This window comes from Nitratireductor soli (assembly GCF_001050155.1).
In the GTDB taxonomy this organism is placed as follows: domain Bacteria; phylum Pseudomonadota; class Alphaproteobacteria; order Rhizobiales; family Rhizobiaceae; genus Nitratireductor; species Nitratireductor soli.
In genome coordinates this window covers 70296-88466 of sequence record NZ_LFVY01000012.1, presented here as the reverse complement: position 1 = coordinate 88466, position 18171 = coordinate 70296, and the positions used below count along the sequence as shown (strand labels likewise).

16 protein-coding genes and 1 tRNA gene are annotated in these 18171 nt (G+C 64.3%); 9 read left to right on the top strand and 8 right to left on the bottom strand.

The genetic code is table 11. From position 1 onward, the window contains the following. Positions 1-22: 22 nt before the first annotated feature. The 3 genes from thrS to AB843_RS15985 form a co-directional block, all read right to left on the bottom strand. Positions 23-2002 (bottom strand): threonine--tRNA ligase, encoded by a 1980-nt coding sequence (gene thrS, locus AB843_RS15995; RefSeq protein WP_048647876.1) that lies wholly within the window; start codon positions 2000-2002, stop codon positions 23-25. Between the two features lie 161 nt (positions 2003-2163). After that, entirely contained in the window at positions 2164-2541 is a 378-nt protein-coding gene (gene yidD, locus AB843_RS15990; RefSeq protein ID WP_087587124.1) for a membrane protein insertion efficiency factor YidD, read from the bottom strand. Next, positions 2495-2941 carry an iron-sulfur cluster assembly scaffold protein gene (locus AB843_RS15985; RefSeq protein ID WP_048647986.1) on the bottom strand — a complete coding sequence of 149 codons (447 nt, stop codon included), beginning with the start codon at positions 2939-2941 and terminating at the stop codon, positions 2495-2497. Before AB843_RS15985 ends, yidD begins: the two co-directional genes overlap by 47 nt. A 242-nt stretch (positions 2942-3183) precedes the next feature. Between AB843_RS15985 and folE the strand changes: the two genes are divergently transcribed. From folE to AB843_RS15970, 3 genes are all read left to right on the top strand, one after another. After that, a complete protein-coding gene (folE, locus tag AB843_RS15980) occupies positions 3184-3849 on the top strand; it encodes a GTP cyclohydrolase I FolE (protein ID WP_048647874.1) in 666 nt (221 codons plus the stop codon). Further along, positions 3849-4286: a phosphoribosyl-AMP cyclohydrolase gene (hisI, locus tag AB843_RS15975; protein ID WP_048647873.1), complete on the top strand. Its 438-nt coding sequence runs from the start codon at positions 3849-3851 to the stop codon at positions 4284-4286. Before folE ends, hisI begins: the two co-directional genes overlap by 1 nt. Before the next feature lie 214 nt (positions 4287-4500). Beyond that, positions 4501-5478, top strand: a complete 978-nt coding sequence (locus tag AB843_RS15970; RefSeq protein WP_048647872.1) for a patatin family protein — start codon at positions 4501-4503, stop codon at positions 5476-5478. A gap of 69 nt (positions 5479-5547) precedes the next feature. Here AB843_RS15970 and recJ read toward each other — a convergent pair whose 3' ends face one another. From recJ to AB843_RS15945, 5 genes are all read right to left on the bottom strand, one after another. Beyond that, on the bottom strand, positions 5548-7335 hold the full coding sequence (gene recJ, locus AB843_RS15965) for a single-stranded-DNA-specific exonuclease RecJ (protein ID WP_048647871.1): 1788 nt from the start codon (positions 7333-7335) through the stop codon (positions 5548-5550). Between the two features lie 52 nt (positions 7336-7387). Next, positions 7388-8365, bottom strand: coding sequence for a class II fructose-bisphosphatase (gene glpX / locus AB843_RS15960; RefSeq protein WP_048647985.1), 978 nt, complete (start codon positions 8363-8365; stop codon positions 7388-7390). A gap of 220 nt (positions 8366-8585) precedes the next feature. After that, positions 8586-9899: a homoserine dehydrogenase gene (locus AB843_RS15955; RefSeq protein WP_048647870.1), complete on the bottom strand. Its 1314-nt coding sequence runs from the start codon at positions 9897-9899 to the stop codon at positions 8586-8588. 40 nt (positions 9900-9939) lie between these two features. Continuing rightward, positions 9940-11157: an LL-diaminopimelate aminotransferase gene (locus AB843_RS15950; protein ID WP_048647869.1), complete on the bottom strand. Its 1218-nt coding sequence runs from the start codon at positions 11155-11157 to the stop codon at positions 9940-9942. A gap of 293 nt (positions 11158-11450) precedes the next feature. Beyond that, positions 11451-11870, bottom strand: a complete 420-nt coding sequence (locus AB843_RS15945; RefSeq protein ID WP_048647868.1) for a hypothetical protein — start codon at positions 11868-11870, stop codon at positions 11451-11453. A 213-nt stretch (positions 11871-12083) separates the two neighbouring features. On the opposite strand from AB843_RS15945, the gene AB843_RS15940 reads away from it, so the two are divergent. The 6 genes from AB843_RS15940 to radC all read left to right on the top strand — a co-directional run bounded on the left by AB843_RS15940 (position 12084) and on the right by radC (position 17991). Next, positions 12084-13913, top strand: a complete 1830-nt coding sequence (locus AB843_RS15940; protein WP_048647867.1) for a PHA/PHB synthase family protein — start codon at positions 12084-12086, stop codon at positions 13911-13913. 222 nt (positions 13914-14135) lie between these two features. Beyond that, positions 14136-15344, top strand: coding sequence for a D-Ala-D-Ala carboxypeptidase family metallohydrolase (locus AB843_RS26165; protein WP_244467995.1), 1209 nt, complete (start codon positions 14136-14138; stop codon positions 15342-15344). 79 nt (positions 15345-15423) lie between these two features. After that, a tRNA-Glu gene (locus tag AB843_RS15930) sits at positions 15424-15499 on the top strand. Positions 15500-15609: 110 nt separating this feature from the next. Then, positions 15610-16353: a DNA/RNA nuclease SfsA gene (gene sfsA, locus AB843_RS15925; protein WP_048647865.1), complete on the top strand. Its 744-nt coding sequence runs from the start codon at positions 15610-15612 to the stop codon at positions 16351-16353. 12 nt (positions 16354-16365) lie between these two features. After that, complete coding sequence (map, locus tag AB843_RS15920) at positions 16366-17193, top strand: type I methionyl aminopeptidase (protein ID WP_048647864.1); 828 nt, start codon at positions 16366-16368, stop codon at positions 17191-17193. Between the two features lie 57 nt (positions 17194-17250). After that, entirely contained in the window at positions 17251-17991 is a 741-nt protein-coding gene (radC, locus tag AB843_RS15915; RefSeq protein ID WP_048647863.1) for a RadC family protein, read from the top strand. Positions 17992-18171 lie beyond the last annotated feature (180 nt).

The window sequence follows — 18171 nt, the reverse complement described above, 5'->3', positions numbered from 1 at the left end:
CGGGACCCCGGCTCGAGCCTGTCTATCGCGCAGCAAGCGCGCGGCGCTTGAGGTCTGGAGGCGTTGCCTCCTCCACCAGCATCTCCGTCACCGCGTCGAGGCTCATCGACGCCTGATCGCGGCTGCCCAGCCGGCGGATGTTGACCGTGCCCTCCTCCGCCTCGCGCTTGCCGCAGACGAGGATCACCGGCACCTTGGCCAGCGAATGCTCGCGCACCTTGTAGTTGATCTTCTCGTTGCGCAGATCGGCCACGGCCAGGAGACCGGCCTGCTTCAGCCTGTCGGTGACCTTTCTGGCGTACTCATCGGCGTCCGACGTGATGGTGGCGACCACCACCTGCACCGGCGCAAACCACAGCGGGAAGTGGCCGGCATAGTTTTCGATCAGAATGCCGAGGAAGCGCTCCATCGAGCCGCAGATGGCCCGATGCACCATGACCGGCTGCTTCTTCTCCGAATCCTGGTCGATATAGAAAGCGCCGAAGCGCTCCGGCAGGTTGAAATCGATCTGCGTCGTGCCGCATTGCCATTCGCGGCCGATGGCATCCTTCAGAACGTAGTCGAATTTCGGCCCGTAGAACGCACCGTCGCCGGGATTGACCGCGGTCTTGATGCGGTTGTCGGATGCGGCGATCTTTTTGAGAACGCCGGCCATGATCTCCTCGGCATGATCCCACAACGCATCCGAGCCGACGCGCTTTTCCGGCCGCGTCGAGAAGAACACGGTGATCTCCTCGAAGCCGAAATCGGCGTAGGTGGAGAGGATCAGGTCGTTGATTTTCAGGCATTCCGCCGCCAACTGGTCTTCCGTGCAGAAGATGTGCGCGTCGTCCTGGGTAAAGCCGCGCACCCGCATCAGCCCGTGCAGCGCGCCCGACGGTTCGTAGCGGTGGACGTTGCCGAATTCGGCAAGCCGGATCGGCAGGTCTCGGTAGGATTTCAGGCCATGCTTGAAAATCTGCACGTGACCCGGGCAATTCATCGGTTTCAGGGCGAAGATGCGCGTGTCCTCGGCTTCATCGTCGGCACATTCGACCTTGAACATGTTCTCCTTGTACCAGCCCCAATGGCCAGAGGTCTCCCACAGGCTCTTGTCGAGCACCTGCGGCGCGTTGACCTCCTCATAGCCGTCGCCATCGAGCCGGCGACGCATGTAGCTGACCAGATTCTGGAACATGCGCCAGCCCTTGGAGTGCCAGAAGACGACGCCCGGCCCCTCCTCCTGGAAATGGAACAGGTCCATTTCGCGGCCAAGGCGGCGATGATCGCGTTTCTCGGCCTCTTCCAGCATGTGAAGATAGGCGTCGAGCTGCTCCTGGTCCTGCCAGGCGGTGCCGTAGATGCGCGTCAGCATCGGGTTGTTGGCGTCGCCGCGCCAATAGGCGCCGGCCACCTTCATCAGCTTGAACGCCTTGCCGACCTGCCCGGTCGAAGCCATGTGCGGACCGCGGCACAGGTCGAACCAGTCGCCCTGGGCGTAGATTTTCAGTTCCTGGTCCTCGGGGATGGCGTCGATCAACTCGATCTTGTAGCGCTCGCCCTTGTCGGCGAAAACCTTCTTCGCCTTGTCGCGCGACCAGACCTCCTTGGTGAAAGGGCGGTTGCGCTCGATGATCTCGCGCATCTTCTTCTCGATCGCCGGGAAATCCTCCGGCGTGAAAGGCTCGTTGCGGGCGAAATCGTAATAGAAGCCGTTTTCGATGACCGGGCCGATGGTCACCTGGGTTCCGGGCCAAAGCTCCTGCACCGCCTCGGCCAGCACATGGGCGGCATCGTGGCGGATGAGTTCCAGCGCGCGCGGATCCTCGCGCGTGACAATCTCGATGGCGCCCGACGCGCCGAGTGGATCGGACAGATCGCGCAGCGTGCCGTCAAACGTGTAGGCGACCGCCTTCTTGGCCAGCGATTTGGAGATCGAGCCGGCGAGGTCAGCGCCGGTCGTCGCCGCGTCATACTGGCGAACGGATCCATCGGGAAATGTCAGGGAAACGGCCTCGGCCATGGGAATTCTCCATATCCAGTCCCGCCAACGAGCGCGGGTGGTGACAGTGACAACAGGTGCAACGGGCGTTTAGCTTCATCGGGCCGGGAGGTAAAGGGGAGAGAGCGAATAGCGAGTAGGGTTCGCCACTCCCCTATTCGCTACTCCCTACTCGCTATTCGCTATTCGCTACTCACTCTCCAGTACCGCCACGGCGCCCACCACTTCAACCGCGCCGCCAACCGCTCCGGCACCGGGTCGATGCCGTGCGTGCCGCCCGGGCCGCAGCGCATGAAGCGGAACAGGCCCATCCAGCCACCGGCCCACAGGCCGTGGCGGGCGATCGCCTCATAGGCATATTCCGAGCAGGTGGGCAGGTGACGGCAGGTGTTGCCGACAAAGCCCGACAGCGTCAGCTGGTAGAAGCGCACCAGGGTCGTGCCGAAGAGCCGGCCGGGCGTCTTCGGCCAGGAACCCTGCCAGTTGCGGCTCCGTGCGGGAGGGGGCACGGTTTCAGGCGGCGGCGCCGGCGCGCGCCCGCTCGATCTGCTCGATCGCATCGACCACGGCGTCGAAGGTCAGCAGCGTGGAGGCGTGGCGCGCCTTGTAGTTGCGCACCGGCTCGAGATATCCGAGGTCGGCGAAGCGGCCTTCGGGGGCCGGGCCGTCCTCCTTCAGCATGGCGTACATGGCCTGCCGGACCTGGCGCAGCTCGTCGGCCCTGGCGCCGACCACGTGAGCGGCCATGATCGACGAGGAGGCCTGCCCCAGTGCGCAGGCTTTCACCTCGTGGGCGAAATCGGTGATCGTGTCGCCATCCATCTTCAGGTCGACAAGCACGGTCGAGCCGCACAGCTTGGAATGGGCCTTGGCGCTGGCGTCCGGCGCCGCAAGGCGGCCGATGCGCGCGATGTTGCCGGCAAATCCGAGAATTTTCGCGTTGTAGACGTCGTCCAGCATGATTTTCCCGATTTGCCGCGGCCACAGCGGTTTCATGTCGCCGGGGCATCTTTCATTCTTTCGCCACCGACTTATATAATGATCGCTGTGGGCCCGCGGCAAGGTATCAGTATCGCACGGGCCCTGTTTCGCGCACGCCACTGTCGGGCCGGGCTGAGAATATTTCTCCAAAACCCGCTGGATAAGGCCGTGAACCGTTCAACTCGTTCCTGCCGAGACAGGAACTACGGGAGACGCCTTCTATGGACGCTGTCATCAAGAGCTTTCCGCCCCATGCCGAAAAAGGCCCGGATGCGACGGAGAAAAAACACTACATGGACAAGCCCCTGACCGCCCGCCCCTCGCAGGAAGAGGTGGAAGCCGCCATCAGCACCCTGTTACGCTGGACCGGCGACGACATCGCGCGCGAAGGCCTGATCGAGACACCGGCGCGCGTCGCCAAGGCGTTCCGCGAAATGTTCGCCGGCTACGACCAGTCCCCGGAAGAGGAACTCGGCCGTACGTTCGAGGAAGTGCAGGGCTATGACGACATGGTCCTGATCAAGGACATCTCGTTCCATTCGCATTGCGAACACCACATGGTGCCGATCATCGGCAAGGCGCATGTCGCCTATCTGCCCGACGGCAAGGTCGTCGGCCTGTCGAAGATCGCCCGCGTGGTCGATATCTTCGCCCGCCGCCTGCAGACCCAGGAAGCCATGACGGCGCAGATCGCCACCGTGATCCAGAATGTGCTGAAGCCGCGCGGCGTCGCGGTGCTGATCGAGGCCGAGCATATGTGCATGGCCATGCGCGGCATCCGCAAACAGGGTTCGACGACGCTGACCACGACCTTCACCGGCGTCTTCAAGACGGATTTCCAGGAGCAGGCCCGCTTCATGACCATGCTGCGCGACAAGCACGGCTGATGAGCGGCGCGACCTTCACCCCTGCCCCGTCGGACAAGGCCGCTCTCGAAGAGGGCGAAACCTTCACGCCGCGTTTCGACGCCGGCGGGCTGATCACGGCGGTTGTCAGCGATGCGGAGACAGGCGCATTGCTGATGGTCGCGCATATGAACGCCGAGGCCCTCGGCCTGACGCTCGAGACCGGCATCGCGCATTACTGGTCGCGCTCGCGCAACACGCTGTGGAAGAAGGGGGAGACCTCCGGCAACGTTCAGCATGTGGTTTCGCTGACCACCGATTGCGACCAGGACGCCTTGCATCTCATCGTCACGGTCGCCGGCGACGGCGCGACCTGCCACACCGGGCGACGCTCCTGCTTCTATCGCAATGTCAGCATTCGCGGCGGGAAGCCGGTGCTCGTCGACCTCGGCATGAAACCATTGTCGGATAAGGGCTAGCCTGTTTGACCGAAAGTCGGTCTCGATTTCTTGAAGCCGGCCAGCGTAGACTTTGTCCGGCGAAGCACCCATCTAGAGTGGAGACTGGCTGACAACACCACCAGGGAACGTTGCGGTGAGGGCTGCGTTGAACCATTCGGTTCGCCGACGCGACGCATATTCACCAAATTGATACTGTCCTCGGCCATGATGCCCGAGGGACTAGGAGACGGACATGCTCGATTGGGCATCTCTACGCAGGAAGCAGGAGAACCGGGCGATCGAGGTGGTTCCGCCGGAACCGCCCTTACCCGAGCCGGAACCGCAGAAGAACCAGGGCATCGCGCTGGCGCTCGGCGGCGGGGCGGCGCGTGGCTGGGCCCATATCGGCGTTCTGCGGGCGCTCGACGAGGCGGGCATTCCGATCGGCATGATCGCCGGCACCTCCATCGGCGCGCTGGTGGGCGGCTGCTATCTGGCGGGCAAACTGGATGAACTCGAAGAATTTGCCCGCTCGCTGACCAAACGACGCATTTTCGGCCTGCTCGACATCAATTTCGGCGGCAGCGGACTGTTCGGCGGCATGAAGCTGACGGCACGCATGCAGGAGCACCTGGAAGGCGTCACCTTCGACGACCTGTCAAAACCGTTCGTCTGCGTGGCGGCGGAAATTCGCACCGGCCACGAGATCTGGCTGTCGAGCGGTTCGCTGATCACCGCCATGCGCGCGTCCTATGCGCTGCCCGGCGTGTTCGAACCCGTGGTCTGCAACGGCCGCGTCCTGGTCGACGGCGCGCTGGTCAATCCGGTTCCCGTGTCCGCCTGCCGCGCCTACGAGCAGCCGCTCGTCATGGCAGTCAATCTTCACTACGATCTGTTCGGCCGCGCCGCCGTCATCAAGCACAGCGCCGACCTGCCGCAGACCATCGACGCCGACGGCAAGACGCCGCTGGTGGTGGTCGACAAGGGCCAGAACCAGCGCGACCAGCGGCTCGGCATCACCGGCGTCATGGTCGAGGCGTTCAACATCATCCAGGATCGCATCTCGCGCGCCCGCATGGCCGGCGACCCGCCGGACTTGTCGCTGCAGCCGAAGCTCGGCCATATCGGCCTCACCGAATTCTACCGCGCCGACGAGGCGATCGAGCTCGGCTATGAGACGACAAAGGCGCGCGTCGGTGAGTTGCAGCGTCTCATGAACGTGCTCGCCTAGACCGGTTTGCTTTTCCGCATTTATGCGGACGTCAGGTGATTCCACCTGACTGCAAAATGCTCTGAAAAATCAGACACCGGCTGCATCGAGAATGCGCAATTGCATGCGCTTGCTGCCATTCCAGTGATTGACGGACAGCGTCCCGGCGAGATGGATCGTCGCGCCGCGATTGTTGAACAGGAACGTGCCGAGATCCGTTTCGGCGGCCCGGAAGGCGATCGCCTCCAGCCGCGCGCCCGTCTGCGAGCGCAGTTCGGCGCGCACATGGCCATTGCCGACGATGCGGGCGTCGGCCAGCCGGTGGCGCGGCAGGGCCAGCACTGGTGTCGGATGGCCGGAACCGAAGGGGCCGGCCGTCTCCAAAGCGTCGAACAGCGTGAAGCCGGCGCCATCGGCCGACAACGCCGCGTCGATCTTCAGGCTTTCCGCATCGCGCAGCCGCGTCACGGCATCGGCCGCCCGCTCTTCGAAGAATGCCCGCAGAGGTCCAAGCTTGCCACGCTCGACCGTAATGCCGGCGGCCATCGCATGGCCGCCGCCCTTGACGAGCAGTCCTTCGGCAACGGCCTCGCGCACCAGCTTGCCGAGATCGAAGCCTGGAATGGAGCGCCCCGAACCCGTGCCCTTGCCGTTCGGGTCGAAGGCGATGGCGAAGGTCGGCCGGCGCGCATGATCCTTCAGGCGCGAGGCGATCAGCCCGACAATGCCCGGGTGCCAACGGTCGCTGGCCGTCACCAGCACGGCCGGCCCGTCGCCGGCCATCAGTTCCGCATCGGCCTCGGCGCGCGCCTCGGCCAGCATGACGGTTTCCATATCCTGGCGCTCGGTGTTCAACCGGTCGAGCGTCTCGGCGATGCTGGCCGCCTCGACCGGATCGTCGCTGGCCAGAAGGTTGCTGCCCAACGCAGCGTTGCCGATGCGTCCGCCGGCATTGATGCGCGGCCCGATCAGGAAGCCCAGATGATAGGGGTTGAGCGGCTCCCCTATGCGCGAGACGCGGGCAAGGGCTGCCAGTCCCGGCGTCCTCATCTGGCGCGCGGCGATGAGGCCCTTGACGACGAAGGCGCGGTTGATGCCGATCAGCGGCACCACGTCGCAGACCGTGCCGAGCGCCACCAGGTCGAGCATGGCCAGAAGATCCGGCGGCGGTTTGGCCCCGGCGCTCTGGCGCAATTCCTTGACGGTCTGGACAAGCGCCAGAAAGACGACGCCGGCGGCGCACAGATGCCCCTGGCCGGAAAGATCGTCCTCGCGGTTCGGATTGACCACGGCGACGGCCGGCGGCAGATCGCCGCCCACCTGGTGGTGGTCGAGCACGACGACCTCGGCGCCCGCATCATTGGCCGCAGCGATCGCCTCGGCGCTGTTGGTGCCGCAATCGACGGTGACGATCAGGCTGGCGCCGCGCGCCGCCAATTCGCGCATCGCGTCGGGATTGGGGCCGTAGCCCTCGAAGATGCGGTCCGGAATATAGATCTCGGCCTCGATGCCATAATGGCCGAGGAAGCGCTTCATCATCGCCGAGGAGGATGCGCCATCGACATCGTAATCGCCGAAAATCGCCACTCGCTCGCCGCTCAGCACGGCCTGGGCCAGGCGTTTTGCGGCCTTTTCCATATCGGTCAGGGTCGCCGGATCGGGGAGCAGGTCGCGGATGGTCGGTGCCAGAAAGCGCTGCGCATCGTCCTGCGTCACGCCACGGCCGGCCAGAACGCGGGCGACGATGTCGGGAATGCCGTGGCTTTGCGCGATGGCCAGCGCAACATTCTCGCCGCGCGGGTCGAGCCTGTGCTCCCAGGCAAGGCCGCGCGCCGAATGCCGGACATCGAGGAAATAGCGTTTGTCGCCTGTGGTCATCGCCGCCTTCGTTTCACAGCGGCCCGGCAAAGGCAAGCAGGCGGATTGGACCTCAGAACTTTTCCAAATCCTGGTGCCGGGCGATGATCTCGCGCACCGTCTGCGAGGACGAGCGCATGACGATGGTGTGGGTGGAAATCTGCTCACGGCCGAATTTCACGCCGGCGAGCAAATTGCCGTCGGTGACGCCGGTGGCGGCAAACAGGACATCGCCCCGAGCCATCTCGTCCATGCGGTAGACCTTGTTGGGGTCGGCAATGCCCATCTTGGCGGCGCGCGCCACCTTCTCCTCGGTGTTGAGCTGCAGCCGTCCCTGCATCTGTCCACCAATGCAGCGCAAGGCGGCTGCCGCCAGAACGCCTTCCGGGGCGCCGCCAATGCCGAGATAGATGTCGATGCCCGTCTCGTCGGGATCCGTCGTGTGAATGACGCCGGCCACATCGCCGTCGCCGATCAGGCGGATGGCAGCACCCGTGCCGCGCACTTCCTCGATCAGGCGCGCATGGCGCGGCCGGTCGAGGATGCAGGCGGTGATCTCGTTGACCGGGACGCCCTTGGCCTTGGCCAGCGCCTCGATGTTCTCGACCGCCGGAGCGTCGAGATCGACGACGCCTTGCGCGTAGCCCGGACCGACGGCGATCTTCTCCATGTAGACGTCCGGCGCGTAAAGCAGGCTGCCGCGCTCGGCAATGGCGATCACCGCCAGCGAATTGGGCAGGTTCTTCGCACAGATCGTCGTGCCTTCCAGCGGGTCGAGCGCGATGTCGACTTCGGGCCCCTCGCCGGCACCCACTTCCTCGCCGATATACAGCATCGGCGCCTCGTCGCGCTCGCCCTCACCGATCACCACCGTGCCCTTGATCGGCAGGCGGTTCAGCTCCGAGCGCATGGCGTCGACCGCCACCTGGTCGGCGGCCTTCTCGTCGCCACGGCCGCGCAACCGGGCAGCGGCCACCGCCGCGCGCTCCGTCACACGAACGAGTTCCAGCGTGAGAATGCGGTCGAGACCGGCCTGCGTGGCTTTCAGCATGAGTTCATTCCTGATGTTTCGCCCGCCTTCCTTGGCGGCGGGCTTCTTTTGGCAAACGGCAGGCGGCACGGCAAGGCCCCGCGGCGGCGGCTGGAGACATGAATCGATTGAAAAGAAATGAGGGAACTAGCGAATAGCGAATAGAAGGTACAATTGAGTTTGGCGGCGATGCACAAGCCCGCTCTCAGCTCGCTATCCCCTATTCGCTATTCGCTCTTCTTCAGGCGGCCCGTTCGATGCGAATAACTTGCGGCTTGTCGACCAGATGTCCGTCCTGCATCACGCCTTCGACCGCCTTGCGCACCGCCGCCTCGGTGGTCTCGTGGGTAACGAGAATCACGTTCTTCTGGTCGGCCGGCAAACCGCCATCGGCATGCTGGACGATGGATTCCAGCGAGATGTCGTTGTTGGCCATGCGCTTGGCGATGGCAGCGAACACACCGGCGCGGTCATGCACCGTCATGCGGATGAAATAGCCGCCGGCATGCGCCCGCATGCGCGCCTTCTTGTAGGGCGCAAGCTTCCTGGCCGGCCGGCCGAAGACCGGTCCGTGCTGGAAGCCCGGCCGGCTCTTGGCGATGTCGGCGATGTCGCCGATGACGGCAGAGGCCGTGGCGTTGCCGCCCGCCCCAGGCCCCGACAAAAGCAGCTCGCCCAGAATGTCGGTCTCGATCGCCACGGCGTTGGTGACGCCATGAACCTGGGCGATCACCGACTGGGTCGGCACCATGGTCGGATGGACGCGCTGCTCGATGCCGCTGTCGGTGCGCTGGGCGACGCCGAGCAGCTTGATGCGGTAGCCGAGTTCGCTGGCGGCGCGAATGTCGGCCTGCGTGATGTTGGAAATCCCTTCCATGTAGATGTCGTCGGCCGAGATGCGGCAACCGAACGCCAGGCTGGTCAGGATGGACAGTTTGTGCGCCGTGTCGTGCCCCTCGATGTCGAAGGTCGGGTCGGCCTCGGCGTAACCCAGGCGCTGCGCCTCGGCGAGGCAGTCGACGAAGGACAGGCCCTCGTCCTCCATCCGCGTCAAGATGTAGTTGGCGGTGCCGTTCATGATGCCGAAGACGCGGTTGACCGTGTTGCCGGCGAGCGCCTCGCGCATGGTCTTGATGATCGGTATGCCGCCGGCCACCGCCGCCTCGTAATTGAGGAGAACGCCCTTCTCCTCGGCGATCGCCGCAAGCTCTACCCCGTGTTTCGACAACAGCGCCTTGTTGGCCGTCACCACGTGCCGGCCGGCCTGCAGCGCCGCCTTGACGGCGGCAAGTGCGGCGCCGTCATGGCCGCCGATCAGCTCGACGAAAACGTCGATCGGCGCGGATCGTGCCAGCTCGACCGGGTCGTCCAACCATTGCGCGTTGCCGAGCGTGATGCCGCGGTCACGGCTGCGGTCGCGCGCCGATACCGCCGCCAGGACAATCTCGCGTCCGCATTGCCGGGTCAGCTCCGCTTCCTTGTCCGTCATGCAGCGCACGACGGATGCCCCAACGGTGCCAAGTCCCGCAATTCCAATACGCAACGCTTCAGCCATGTCGCGGCGTGCTCCTTCTTAACTGATCAGGAATGACCGCTCAGCGCCGGGCGCCGAGCGGGATGACGTTGTCGGTGGTTTCCGGCGCCGTGGCCAGGAAACGCTTGATGTTGCGCGCCGCCTGGCGGATGCGATGCTCGTTCTCGACCAGGGCGATGCGCACATGATCGTCGCCGAACTCGCCGAAGCCGATGCCCGGCGCAACCGCCACGTCGGCCTTTTCGACCAGGAGCTTGGAGAATTCCAGCGAGCCGAGCGCGCGGTAGGCCTGAGGGATCGGCGCCCAGGCGAACATGGTCGCCGGCGGCGGCGGCACCGGCCAGCCGGCGCGGCCGAAAGCCTCGACCAGCACGTCGCGGCGGCGATGGTAGATGCCGCGCACCTCATCGATCTCCGCGCCATCCGAATTGAGGGCAGCGGCGGCCGCCACCTGGATCGGCGTGAAGGCGCCATAGTCGAGATAGGATTTGACGCGCGAAAGTGCTGCGATCAGCCGTTCGTTGCCGACGGCGAAGCCCATCCGCCAACCCGGCATGGAAAAGGTCTTCGACATGGAGGTGAACTCGACCGTCACATCCATCGCACCCGGCACTTCGAGGACGGAGGGGGGCGGATTGCCGTCGAAATAGATCTCCGAATAGGCCAGATCGGACAGGATGATGAGATCGTTCTTGCGGGCGAAAGCGACCACGTCCTTGTAGAAATCCAAGGTTGCGGTGAAGGCGGTCGGATTGGCCGGATAGTTGAGGATCAGCGCCAGCGGCTTCGGCGTCGAATAGCGCACGGCGCGCTCCAGCGCCGGAATGAAATCATTGTCCGGCTCGGCCTGGATGGCGCGGATCACGCCACCCGACATGATAAAGCCGAAGGCGTGGATCGGATAGGTCGGATTGGGGCACAGAACCACGTCGCCCGGCGCGGTGATGGCTTGCGCCATATTGGCGAAACCCTCCTTCGAGCCAAGCGTGGCGACGACCTGCGTTTCCGGGTTCAGCTTGACGCCGAAACGGCGCGCATAATAGGCGGCCTGGGCGCGGCGGAGGCCCGGAATGCCGCGCGAGGAGGAATAGCGGTGCGTGCGCGGGTCGCGCACCACATCGCAGAGCTTGTCGACGATGGCCTGCGGCGTCGGCAGGTCCGGATTGCCCATGCCGAGATCGATGATGTCGGCGCCGCGCGCGCGCGCGCTGGCCTTCAGGCGATTGACCTGCTCGAAGACATATGGCGGCAGTCGGCGAATCTTGTGGAATTCTTCCATCGTGGTTCCTCAACACGCATGCGCACCCTGCGCCCGGCTCTCCATATACCCAAACCCCGAACCGGTCGAGAGCGTCGCCTGCCCTGTCCAGGGCAATCGGGTGAACCCGATTGCCCTTCTTTTCTTGCTGCCTCAAACGCCGGCGGTCGCATCCGCGACCTTGGCTTCACGCGTCAAAAGGCGCGACGGCCAATCGGCCTTGCCATTTTCGCTTTGCGAAAATGGTTTCCACCGATCGCGCCGAGCAGTAAACAGGATTGTTTTCCATCACTCGATTGCCCTGCGGCCCTGTCTTACTCGCCGCGCTCGATCTCTTCGAGGCGCCTTTGTGCGTGGGTTTTGGCAAGCTTGCGCAGGCGATCGGCCTCGGCCGCCGGATTGCCCGAAGGCGTGCTCGCGCCGAGCCTCTTCCTGGTCGCCGTCAGGTCGCGCGTCAGGGTTTCCTTTTCACCGGCAGTGATCGGCGTGGCGGCCGAATCGGGCGCCACATTCAGGTTCGGGTATTCGCCCGTCAGGCGTGCACCTGCAATTGGCGCCGCGTTGGTCTCGGCCGTGTTGGCCGGGGCTGTGTTGGCCGGAGCCGGCAGCGTGGCGACGGGTGCGGCATCCTCAAGGCTGGCGCTCATGCAACCGGCCAGCGCGCCGGCCTGACAGGTGAGCAGCAGCCCCAGCGCGGCGACTTGAAAAATCCTGCCGTGACGATTGAATTTCATATTATCTTCCGATTCGAGCCGCTACGGTGCATGATAGTGGGGGAGCCTCCCAGCAGACTACAGCATCGGCCCGAAAATCGGAACCGATTTTCGGAAAGAACGATGCGTAGATTCAAAGAGTTAGAGCGCTCTTTGTGCATCGGAATGGATGCACGGCGCTCTGTGTCAACACCGCGCCGCATGAAAGGCGCGGATAGAGTGCGGGCGCAAATCATGGCTCAAAAGAATGGAACCAACAGTTCAAAGGACCAGTCGAACGCATCGGTAGACCAGTATCTGGCGAAAGATCCCGAACGCCTTGCCCGCAACCTAGCCCGCGCCCTCGAGGAGCTCGGCAAGGCAGCCGCCGCCTGGACCGAAGCACGAGAAAAAGGCGAGACCAGCGACGTCACCACGGCGCCGCTCGTCGATATGGTGCGCACGTTTTCGCGCGTCAGCGAATACTGGCTTGGCGATCCCGCCCGCGCGCTCGAAGCCCAGACGCGGCTTTTTGCCGAGTTCATGGGGTTGTGGGCCAATGCCATCCGCCGCATGAGCGAGGATGCTGCGGCCGACTATGCCTCTCCGCCAGCCGCCGACAAACGCTTCCAGGACCCCGAATGGGGACGCAACGCCTTCTTCAGCTTTCTGAAACAGGCCTATCTCGTGACCTCGCGCTGGGCCGTCGACCTGGTGGACGGCGCCGAGAACCTGGACGACATGACACGACACAAGGCGCGATTCTACGTCGACCAGATCAGCCAGGCGCTGTCGCCGTCGAATTTCCTCCTGACAAACCCGGAGCTCTTTCGCGAAACCATGTCGAGCGACGGCGAAAACCTGGTGCGCGGCATGCGCATGCTGGCCGAGGACATCTCGGCCGGCAAGGGTGATCTGAAGCTGCGCCAGTCCGACGCGTCGAAATTCAAGGTGGGCGAGAACATTGCCATGACGCCGGGCAAGGTGATCGCCCGCAGCAGGCTGGCAGAGGTCATTCAATATGAACCGGCGACGAAGGAGGTGCTCAAGCGGCCGCTGCTCGTGGTGCCACCGTGGATCAACAAATTCTACATTCTCGACCTCAATCCGAAACGTTCCTTCATCCGCTGGGCGGTTGAACAGGGTCACACCGTGTTCGTCATCTCCTGGGTCAACCCCGACGAGCGACACGGCAGGCTGGACTGGGCCGACTACATCGACGAAGGCATCCGATTCGCGCTGGAGGCGGTCGAGCAGGCGACCGGCGCAGACGCGGTCAACGCAATGGGCTATTGCGTCGGCGGGACACTTCTGGCGGCAAGCCTGGCGCTGATGGCGGCCGAGGGCGACACGCGCATCGCTTCGGCAACGCTGCTGACCACCCAGGTCGATTTCACCCATGCCGGCGACCTGAAGGTGTTCGTCGACGAGGAGCAGGTCCAGGCGCTCGACAAGGCAATGCGCGGCAGGGGCTATCTCGACGCCAACCGAATGGCCACCGCGTTCAACATGCTGCGCGCCGGCGACCTGATCTGGCCCTACGTCGTCAACAACTACCTGCGCGGCCGGGCGCCCCTGCCCTTCGACCTGCTGTACTGGAACTCCGATTCGACCCGCCTGGGGGCGGCCAACCACTCCTACTATCTGCGCAATTGCTATCTCGAGAACAATCTTTCGCGTGGGCGGGCGACGCTGCACGGCAAGCGCATCCAGATCGAAGACGTCAAGATCCCGATCTTCAACCTGGCCACGCGCGAAGACCACATCGCGCCGGCCAAGTCGGTCTTCCTGGGAAGCCGGTGCTTCGGCGGCCCGGTCGAGTTCATCCTGGCCGGCTCCGGCCACATCGCCGGCGTCATCAACCCGCCGGAGATGAACAAATACCAGTTCTGGACGGGCTCCAAACCCGAGGGAATGCTGGAGAACTGGCTTTCCGAGGCGACCGAGACACCCGGTTCCTGGTGGCCTCACTGGCATGCGTGGATCGAAAAGCAGGACGGCCAGCGCGTGGCGGCGCGCAAGCCCGGCGGACGGCGAAAGACACTGGGAGACGCGCCAGGCGAGTATGTGCGGGTACGCGCCTAAGGTCAGCGCCTGGCCTCGCTCGTGCAAATCCCCTACCTCGGCGCCGCCGGGCCTGGGGATTTGAGTTTGTCGGCACGAACGTATAACAATCATGTTCTTGCCTCATTCCTTCCCTACCGGCATATTGCGGTTTGCCGTAAGGACGCGAATTGGCTAGCAAGTCTAGTGACGCGAGGGGCGTAGAGATTCGGAGTCCGGTACTTTCGTATTTTACGAAGACGCTTGTATCTTGCGAAGACACTTGGACGAGGGGATTTGTTTTTGACTTTTTGGTACAGAGGCGCATGTCGCAATCCGGCGACAGCAGAGTTTGGCCGAAGCGGCCTCCTCGCGGCATTCTGCGCCGTTCTTCTTGCCTCCTGTTCCACAGCCTCCGACCCCGTCACACAATTCGGTCTTGCTCCCACATCCAACCCGGAGCCTTCCGCTGCGTTGTTCTCCGGCGACGTCGATCAATCCGTTGCCGCCGCAGCCTATGCAGACGCCCAGAAGGACGGTTCAGCCCCGGTTCCCGCGGCGCGGCCCGACCAGGAAAAGCTCACCCAGGTGGATGGCGAAGCGGCGGCGGACACCGTCGCGGTTGAAACGGCAAGCGCCGAGCAGGCGCCTGCCAAACCAACCGAAGCCTCCCCCGCCGCGGATGTGACGAAACCTGCGGCAGCGGAGGCATCCAGCGAAACTGCGGATGTTGAGTCGGCAGCAGCGACCGAGGAACCCGCGACAAGCGAAGAGATGGTGACCGCCGAGGAAACCAGCGCCAAGAAACGCGACTTCCTCTCAGCCTTCTTCTCCCCGCGCCAGGCGAATGCCGCCACAGCGGCCGAAAAAATCACCCAGCCCACGGTCGCTCCCGGATCCGCCGAAGCGGAGAAGCCGAAGGTGATCCTGGCTGCGGCGTCGACACAGACCAAGCCTGTGCGTGCATCGCTCGGCATGGGCGATGCCCTGCCTGGTGTGCGCCAGGGAGAGAATCTCTTTGAATTTTCGCGCAAGTCCGGCTCCGGCGATGCCGATGTCGATATGTATGAGGAAGAGCCCAGCTACCAGGTGGCGTCGGCCGCCGGCATGGCCAGGCTGGCGCCCAACGGCCTCCTGAAGCAGCGCGACAACGTCGACACGGCATGCCTCAAGCCGGCCCTTGTCGGCATGCTGAAAACGATCGAGCGCCATTACCGCAGGCCCATCATTGTCACCTCCGGCTATCGCAGCCCCAGCTACAACCAGCGTGTTCGCGGGGCACGCAATTCGCTGCACATGTACTGCGCGGCGGCCGACATCCAGATCGAGGGCGTCAGCAAATGGGAGCTGGCGAAGTATGTCCGTTCCATGCCCGGGCGCGGCGGTGTCGGCACCTATTGCCACACCACGTCGGTGCATGTGGATGTCGGACCCGAGCGCGATTGGAACTGGCGCTGCCGCCGGCGTAAATAAATTGAAAAATCGCCGTGAACGGCCACAAGACGGGTTGCCGTGCACGCGGAAGCTCACTATAAGGCGGCTCGTCTTGAGCGCGCCCATCGTCTAGCGGTCTAGGACGCCGCCCTTTCACGGCGGAAACAGGGGTTCGATTCCCCTTGGGCGTACCAAGTTTCTCCCTGAGGAGATCGATCCGTGGCGGACTTTTCTCCGACATATCGTCTCCGCTGCGCGAGCATCGGCGATGCCGTCGGGAAGACCTGAAACGGCGAGACGGCGCATGCAATTCTCCCCACCGCTGATCGAAGCCCGCCTGATCCGCCGCTACAAGCGGTTCCTGGCGGATGTGGCCCTGAGGGGCGGCGAGCAGATCACCGTTTCGGTGCCCAATACCGGCTCCATGCTCGGCCTGACGGCCGAGGGATCGCGCGTCTTCCTGTCGCGCTCCGATGACCCGAAGCGCAAATACAGCCATCGCCTGGAAATCGTCGAGGCCGACGGCTCGCTGGTGGGAATCAACACCGGCCTGCCGAATCGGCTGGCGGAAGAAGCGATCGCCGCGGGGTTGATCGACGATCTGGCCGACTATCCGTCGATCAGGCGGGAACAACGCTATGGCGAACGTTCGCGCATCGATCTGCTCCTGGAGCATCCGGATCGCCCGCCCGCCTATGTCGAGGTCAAGAACGTGCATTTCCGGCGCCAGGCCGGGCTTGCCGAATTTCCCGACACGGTGACGACACGCGGCGCGCGCCATCTCGATGAACTGTCGCGCATGCGCGCAGCAGGCCACCGGGCGATCATGGTCTACCTGATCCAGCGCGACGATTGCGACCATTTCCGCCTTTGCGACGATCTCGACCCAGGCTATGTGGCGGCGTTTCGGCGCGCCAGCGCAGCCGGGGTTGAAGCTTACGCCGTCAGATGCCACATCAGCGCACAAGCGATCGTGCCGGATCGGGCGATAGACATCGTCGCGGAAAAGCCGCAAAATCCGGCCTTGTTTCAAACGACACCAGCATAGACAGCCGAGCCCATGGTCACCTATCTCGAAGCCGACAACGCCCCCTTGCGCAACACCGGCCAGATCCGCCTGTATGACGAGGCGGGTTTCGCCGGCATGCGCAAGGCATCCACGCTGACGGCGCGCTGCCTCGACGAATTGGCCGCCATCGTCGCACCGGGCGTGACCACCGGCGCCATCGACCGCTTCGTGTTCGAGTTCGGCATGGATCACGGCGCCATTCCCGCCACGCTGAACTATCGCGGCTACACGAAATCCTGCTGCACCTCGATCAATCACGTGGTCTGCCACGGCATTCCCGACGACAAGCCGCTGCGCGACGGGGATGTCGTCAACATCGACGTCACCTATATCCTCGACGGCTGGCATGGCGATTCGAGCCGCATGTATCCGGTCGGGACGATCAAGCGCGCCGCCGAACGGCTGCTCGAAGTGACGCATGAGTGCCTGATGCGCGGCATCGCCGCGGTCAGGCCAGGCGCGCGCACGGGCGCCATCGGCGCGGCCATCCAGTCCTATGCCGAGGGCGAGCGCTGCTCGGTGGTGCGCGATTTCTGCGGCCACGGCGTCGGGTTGCTGTTCCACGACGCGCCGAACATCCTGCACTATGGCAGCGCCAATGAAGGCGTCGAGATGCGCCCGGGCATGATCTTCACCATCGAGCCGATGATCAATCTCGGCCGCCCGCATGTCAAAGTGCTGTCCGACGGCTGGACCGCGGTTACCCGCGACCGCTCATTGTCAGCCCAGTACGAGCACACGATCGGCGTGACGGAGACCGGCTGCGAAATTTTCACCCTGTCGCTTGCGGGACTCGACCGGCCCGGCCTGCCCGCCTAGTATCCTTCCGTGAAGCGGCAATGGCGCGGCAACCATTGCGAGCGGCGGGGGCACGGGATGGATGCGGACGACGACGAGCGTGTGTTCTTCGGCGAGGGACCGACCCAGCCGATCCGCGACAGGGACAAGCCGCACTATCATGGCCATCGCGACCGATTGCGGCAACGCTTCGCCGAGCTGGGCAGCGATGCGCTGACCGACTACGAGCTTCTCGAACTGTTTCTGTTTCGCGCCATACCGCGCGCCGACACCAAGGCGCCGGCCAAGGCCTTGCTGAAGCGCTTCGGCTCGCTTGCCGAGGTGCTGGGTGCGCCGGAGAAGCTGTTGGGCGAGGTGACAGGCATCGGCCAGGCAGCGGCGCGCGACCTGAAGCTTGCCGCCGCCCTCGCCCAACGCATGCTAAAGGCCGACCTGCGTGGGCGCCAGGTGTTGTCGTCGTGGTCGCAAGTCATCGACTATTGTCACGCCGTGATGGCGTATGAGCAGCGCGAGCAATTCCGCATCCTGTTTCTCGACAAGAAGAACCAGCTCATCGCCGACGAGGTGCAACAGACGGGCACGGTCGATCACACACCGGTCTACCCCCGCGAGATCGTTCGGCGGGCGCTGGAATTGTCGGCGAGCGCCGTCATCCTGGTGCACAACCATCCCTCCGGCGACCCGACCCCGTCGCGCGCCGATATCGAGATGACGAAAACCATCGTCGAGACGGCAGCGCCGCTCGGCATCATCGTCCACGACCATATCATCGTCGGCAAATCCGGCCATGTGAGCTTCAAGGGCCTGCAACTCATCTGACGCAATGCCTGCTGGAGCGCCGTGCGCCCATTCCAGGCGCCATAGCACACGGCACAATACTGCACTGACCCCGGTGCGTGGTTCGACAAGCTCACCATGAGGGGGGTCTAAGGTTGCAAAACCCATGCGAACGTCTCGGGATCAGCTCCCTGCCAAGTCCAGCCCCCCTCATGGTGAGCT

What these genes read in the sequence shown, in the direction of transcription:
- folE (WP_048647874.1), top strand. Translation starts at nt 3,184, where the DNA reads ATGGACGCTGTCATCAAGAGCTTTCCGCCCCATGCCGAAAAAGGCCCG.
- AB843_RS15970 (WP_048647872.1), top strand. Translation starts at nt 4,501, where the DNA reads ATGCTCGATTGGGCATCTCTACGCAGGAAGCAGGAGAACCGGGCGATC.
- AB843_RS15985 (WP_048647986.1), bottom strand. Translation starts at nt 2,941, where the DNA reads ATGCTGGACGACGTCTACAACGCGAAAATTCTCGGATTTGCCGGCAAC.
- glpX (WP_048647985.1), bottom strand. Translation starts at nt 8,365, where the DNA reads ATGCTGAAAGCCACGCAGGCCGGTCTCGACCGCATTCTCACGCTGGAA.
- recJ (WP_048647871.1), bottom strand. Translation starts at nt 7,335, where the DNA reads ATGACCACAGGCGACAAACGCTATTTCCTCGATGTCCGGCATTCGGCG.
- yidD (WP_087587124.1), bottom strand. Translation starts at nt 2,541, where the DNA reads ATGCGATCGAGCAGATCGAGCGGGCGCGCGCCGGCGCCGCCGCCTGAA.
- sfsA (WP_048647865.1), top strand. Translation starts at nt 15,610, where the DNA reads ATGCAATTCTCCCCACCGCTGATCGAAGCCCGCCTGATCCGCCGCTAC.
- hisI (WP_048647873.1), top strand. Translation starts at nt 3,849, where the DNA reads ATGAGCGGCGCGACCTTCACCCCTGCCCCGTCGGACAAGGCCGCTCTC.
- AB843_RS15955 (WP_048647870.1), bottom strand. Translation starts at nt 9,899, where the DNA reads ATGGCTGAAGCGTTGCGTATTGGAATTGCGGGACTTGGCACCGTTGGG.
- thrS (WP_048647876.1), bottom strand. Translation starts at nt 2,002, where the DNA reads ATGGCCGAGGCCGTTTCCCTGACATTTCCCGATGGATCCGTTCGCCAG.
- AB843_RS15940 (WP_048647867.1), top strand. Translation starts at nt 12,084, where the DNA reads ATGGCTCAAAAGAATGGAACCAACAGTTCAAAGGACCAGTCGAACGCA.
- AB843_RS15945 (WP_048647868.1), bottom strand. Translation starts at nt 11,870, where the DNA reads ATGAAATTCAATCGTCACGGCAGGATTTTTCAAGTCGCCGCGCTGGGG.
- map (WP_048647864.1), top strand. Translation starts at nt 16,366, where the DNA reads ATGGTCACCTATCTCGAAGCCGACAACGCCCCCTTGCGCAACACCGGC.
- radC (WP_048647863.1), top strand. Translation starts at nt 17,251, where the DNA reads ATGGATGCGGACGACGACGAGCGTGTGTTCTTCGGCGAGGGACCGACC.
- AB843_RS15950 (WP_048647869.1), bottom strand. Translation starts at nt 11,157, where the DNA reads ATGGAAGAATTCCACAAGATTCGCCGACTGCCGCCATATGTCTTCGAG.